6 protein-coding genes are annotated in these 3,034 nt (G+C 62.8%); 1 reads left to right on the top strand and 5 read right to left on the bottom strand.

Translation table 11 applies throughout. From position 1 onward, the window contains the following. Window positions 1-74 precede the first annotated feature (74 nt). The 4 genes from AC01FP_RS16770 to AC01FP_RS16755 form a co-directional block, all read right to left on the bottom strand. On the bottom strand, window positions 75-479 hold the full coding sequence (locus AC01FP_RS16770) for a PPC domain-containing DNA-binding protein (RefSeq protein ID WP_474481808.1): 405 nt from the start codon (window positions 477-479) through the stop codon (window positions 75-77). After that, window positions 476-643: a hypothetical protein gene (locus AC01FP_RS16765; protein ID WP_474481806.1), complete on the bottom strand. Its 168-nt coding sequence runs from the start codon at window positions 641-643 to the stop codon at window positions 476-478. Before AC01FP_RS16765 ends, AC01FP_RS16770 begins: the two co-directional genes overlap by 4 nt. A 222-nt stretch (window positions 644-865) precedes the next feature. Next, entirely contained in the window at window positions 866-1,645 is a 780-nt protein-coding gene (locus tag AC01FP_RS16760; protein ID WP_474481804.1) for a hypothetical protein, read from the bottom strand. Between the two features lie 111 nt (window positions 1,646-1,756). Next, window positions 1,757-2,002 carry a hypothetical protein gene (locus AC01FP_RS16755; protein WP_474481802.1) on the bottom strand — a complete coding sequence of 82 codons (246 nt, stop codon included), beginning with the start codon at window positions 2,000-2,002 and terminating at the stop codon, window positions 1,757-1,759. Window positions 2,003-2,277: 275 nt separating this feature from the next. Here AC01FP_RS16755 and AC01FP_RS16750 point away from each other — a divergent pair, with 275 nt between their 5' ends. Then, window positions 2,278-2,553: a hypothetical protein gene (locus tag AC01FP_RS16750; protein WP_474481800.1), complete on the top strand. Its 276-nt coding sequence runs from the start codon at window positions 2,278-2,280 to the stop codon at window positions 2,551-2,553. 187 nt (window positions 2,554-2,740) lie between these two features. Here AC01FP_RS16750 and AC01FP_RS16745 read toward each other — a convergent pair whose 3' ends face one another. Further along, window positions 2,741-3,001 carry a formate--tetrahydrofolate ligase gene (locus tag AC01FP_RS16745; protein WP_474481809.1) on the bottom strand — a complete coding sequence of 87 codons (261 nt, stop codon included), beginning with the start codon at window positions 2,999-3,001 and terminating at the stop codon, window positions 2,741-2,743. Window positions 3,002-3,034 lie beyond the last annotated feature (33 nt).

The following is a 3,034-nucleotide window of genomic DNA, read 5'->3' as shown; positions in this document are numbered from 1 at the left end:
AGACTGGACCGGCGGCGTCACGGCAGGCTTGGCCTGGCTGGTGTTTCTGCAGGTGGAGCGGCGGCTGCCGGCCCTCAACCCGGAGCCTGAGGACTGATTCGCAGCTCGGGATAGCCGGTGGCCGGATCCAGCTCCCGACTGAATCGCCACTCCTGCAGCAAGCCAAGCACCAGCTCGGCGGTGGTGAGTACAAGGGAACCGGTGCAGAGATGTCCGCCGATCACGGCTCCCCTGCTGTCAGCGATGGCGATGTGCACATGGGCGCCATCAGCTGAAAGGGTGCCGGAGAGGCTGAGGACCTCCAGCTCACCTTGGATGGTCGTGGCCTCAACAGCCCCCGCAAAGCGCAGCTGGACCACCGAGAGGCTGCCGATAGCGCTGATCACACAGCCAGCCTGCTCCTCCTGCTCGCCCATCCAGGTTTCCAGTGCCTGGCGGAGGTCAACGCCTGGCTGTAGCCGCAAGGGCACAACCTTCATGGGGTTGGTCCCTCCACAAGCCCCTGGACCATCATCAACGCATCGATGTAACCCAACTGCCTGTGGCGAAACGTCCCCGGCAGAGTGCCCACCACTTGAAAGCCATTGCGCTGCCTGCAGCGGATGCCGGCGGTGTTGGTGCTCACCACCAGGTTGAACTGCATCACCTGATCATGGCCTCTGGCACTTCTGCGGCGATGGCGTCAGTGGCGACGACCCGGCAGAGGGAATGACGCATGGTGAGCGATTGTTGCGACCTCCTCAGTGATGGAGAGGCGCTTGCGCGCAGCGGTCATGGCTCCGATTCTTGATGCCGCCCCGCAACCTGTCGCCGTAGGCATGCGGAGCGGTAGGGGCCTGCGCCAGCCAGCAACGGGTTCAGAGCTTCAAGCCGTCGCGCCCTTTGCGCCAGGCAACGACCTCTGCCACTGCTGCAGCCACAGCTCCGGTCGGTAGCGATCCTTCTCAACCCACAGCACCGACAGCTCGGCTGGGCTGTAGCGGCGAAAGCCAGTCAGCACAGCATAAAAGTCACGCCCGTGCTCCTCGCCAGCTAATGCCATTAAGGCGTCAAGCGCTGCGGCCGGATCAAGCTGGTGCTCTTTGATTTGGGATTGGAGCTGGCGGCGCCAGCGACTGCTCAAGGTTGCGGCCTGCTGCGCACTGATAAGGGGAGCTGGCGTGGAGGCAAACGCCGGCGGCAGTGGCCGCAGGCCGCAGTAGCAGGACCAAAACTCCAGCGGTCCCCACACCGGCGCGGCCTCATCACCAATGGGAGTGGCGCCCTCGAGCTTGCGGCGTAGCTCGGCATCGCCAACGTGCCCCCAGTCGCCGGAGGCGATGCGGCGGTTTAGCTCCCACAGCTGCCAGAAGGTCCGGTGCCGTAGTTCTCCGGCCTTGCCCTGCTCGATCACCGAGAGGTTGCCGTAGGAGATCACCAGCTTGGGTTTTCCGATCGCCTCGGCCCAGGTGCAGGCGGTGTATTGGGTCCAGCCGTTATGGCGCCGCCAATTGAGCAGCATCCGCCCAAAGATCCCCCTGCTGTTTTCCTGCTGCTGGACCAGCACCTCATAGGCGGGGATGCTGGATATCTCCAGTTGACCGGGCCGCTGGGGACTGGCGGTGCTGTTGTGCGTGGTTGCGGAAGAAACGCTCGTTGCGGTCATAGGGCTCGCCTCAGCTGGCGGTGCATGGCAGCAGCTCTTGCCAGGAAGCCCAAGCCCCACCCACTGCAGGCAGGAGAAAGCCGGAGGCATAGGAGCCTCCGGCCAGGGGCTTCACAGAACGTGCACCCGGGCTTGAGAGCCAAGCACCCGCTGCTGATTAGCAGCCAGGATCAGCGCCTCCTCGCGGGGCACGTAGTGCGGCTGGGAGCTGATGTGACCCTCTCGATCGAGGAAGAGCACCCGCAGCAGCTGACCTGCGGCATCAAGCAGGTGCACCGAGATGATGCGAATCGGGCAGTGCCGCTCTGCAGCTGGGCGAACGGGCTGGAGCTGCAGGAAAAGGAGGGTGGCGGCCATGGCTGTGCTGGCGAACGACCCTGCCGTTGCGCCCCGGAAAAGCCAGCAGCGCGCAAGGGTCGCGCAGCGACTTGCGTTAGCCCTTGCGCGATTGCTGCTGCCGGGCCAGACCAAGGGGAGTGCTCGCCAGCCCCAGGACCCACCACCTCTTTCAACTGCGCTTGCCCCACTATTTGCCAGCAGCGAGCCCCTTGTAACGTCTAATCAAAGTGTTCCTGGCGATACAGCTAAGTGCACCTTGCGCTGGCCATGGTGATTACCCAAGAAGGAGAGATGTGCAGGCATCTGGATCCACTGCTCGGCGCAGCACAGCAGGTCAGTCGCTTGAGCGCAGCTACCGGCTCATCGACGGCAGTTGCGAGCCGCACCTACAGCTTGACGGTCAGTACAGCTCCCTTGATGACGCCATCGCCGATGCCATCGAATGGATTGGTCTCTTTAGCGAGCCTGACCATCCCAGCAGCTGGATTGGGGTGGAGGTAAGCAGCACCAATGGCGACTGGCGCACCTGCCGCCTGCCGGGACCCTTGCTCTGTCCGCTGCCTTGCTGAGCTACAAGGCCTAATCACCATTTGCTTGAGAGCTGACAACAGAAAAGCCTCGGGTCAGGAGAGGAATTCTGGGGTCGATCCTGCGTCGATGCGCGCAGAAGTAGAGCCCGCTTGTATTACTCCATAAGACTAAATCTTCTCCGAAAAAGTATCCATTACGCGGCTATTTCAGCGTACTAGCTTCTCTTTAAAAGAGTCCAATCGTCTCGCCATTCTCGTCGATATCGATCCCAAACGCGGCAGGCTGGGCGCCGAAGCCCGGCATCAGGAGCATGTCGCCGCAGAGAGGTACCAGCATCCCGGCGCCCGAATAAACGCGGATGTCGCGGATTGGCACCGTGAAGCCCGTGGGGCGGTTCAGCTGTTTCGGATCGTGCGAGAGCGAAAGGTGTGTCTTCGCCATGCAGATCAGTAGGTGGGCGAGGCCCTGCTTCTCATAGCGTGCGATCGCCTACTTCGCGGCGGGCGCAAGATCGATCCC

Source organism: Cyanobium sp. NIVA-CYA 375 (genome assembly GCF_056108345.1).
Note: the sequence above shows the minus strand (reverse complement) of the source record. Positions and strands in the feature narration are given on the sequence as shown.

What these genes read in the sequence shown, in the direction of transcription:
- AC01FP_RS16770 (WP_474481808.1), bottom strand. Translation starts at nt 479, where the DNA reads ATGAAGGTTGTGCCCTTGCGGCTACAGCCAGGCGTTGACCTCCGCCAG.
- AC01FP_RS16760 (WP_474481804.1), bottom strand. Translation starts at nt 1,645, where the DNA reads ATGACCGCAACGAGCGTTTCTTCCGCAACCACGCACAACAGCACCGCC.
- AC01FP_RS16755 (WP_474481802.1), bottom strand. Translation starts at nt 2,002, where the DNA reads ATGGCCGCCACCCTCCTTTTCCTGCAGCTCCAGCCCGTTCGCCCAGCT.
- AC01FP_RS16765 (WP_474481806.1), bottom strand. Translation starts at nt 643, where the DNA reads ATGCAGTTCAACCTGGTGGTGAGCACCAACACCGCCGGCATCCGCTGC.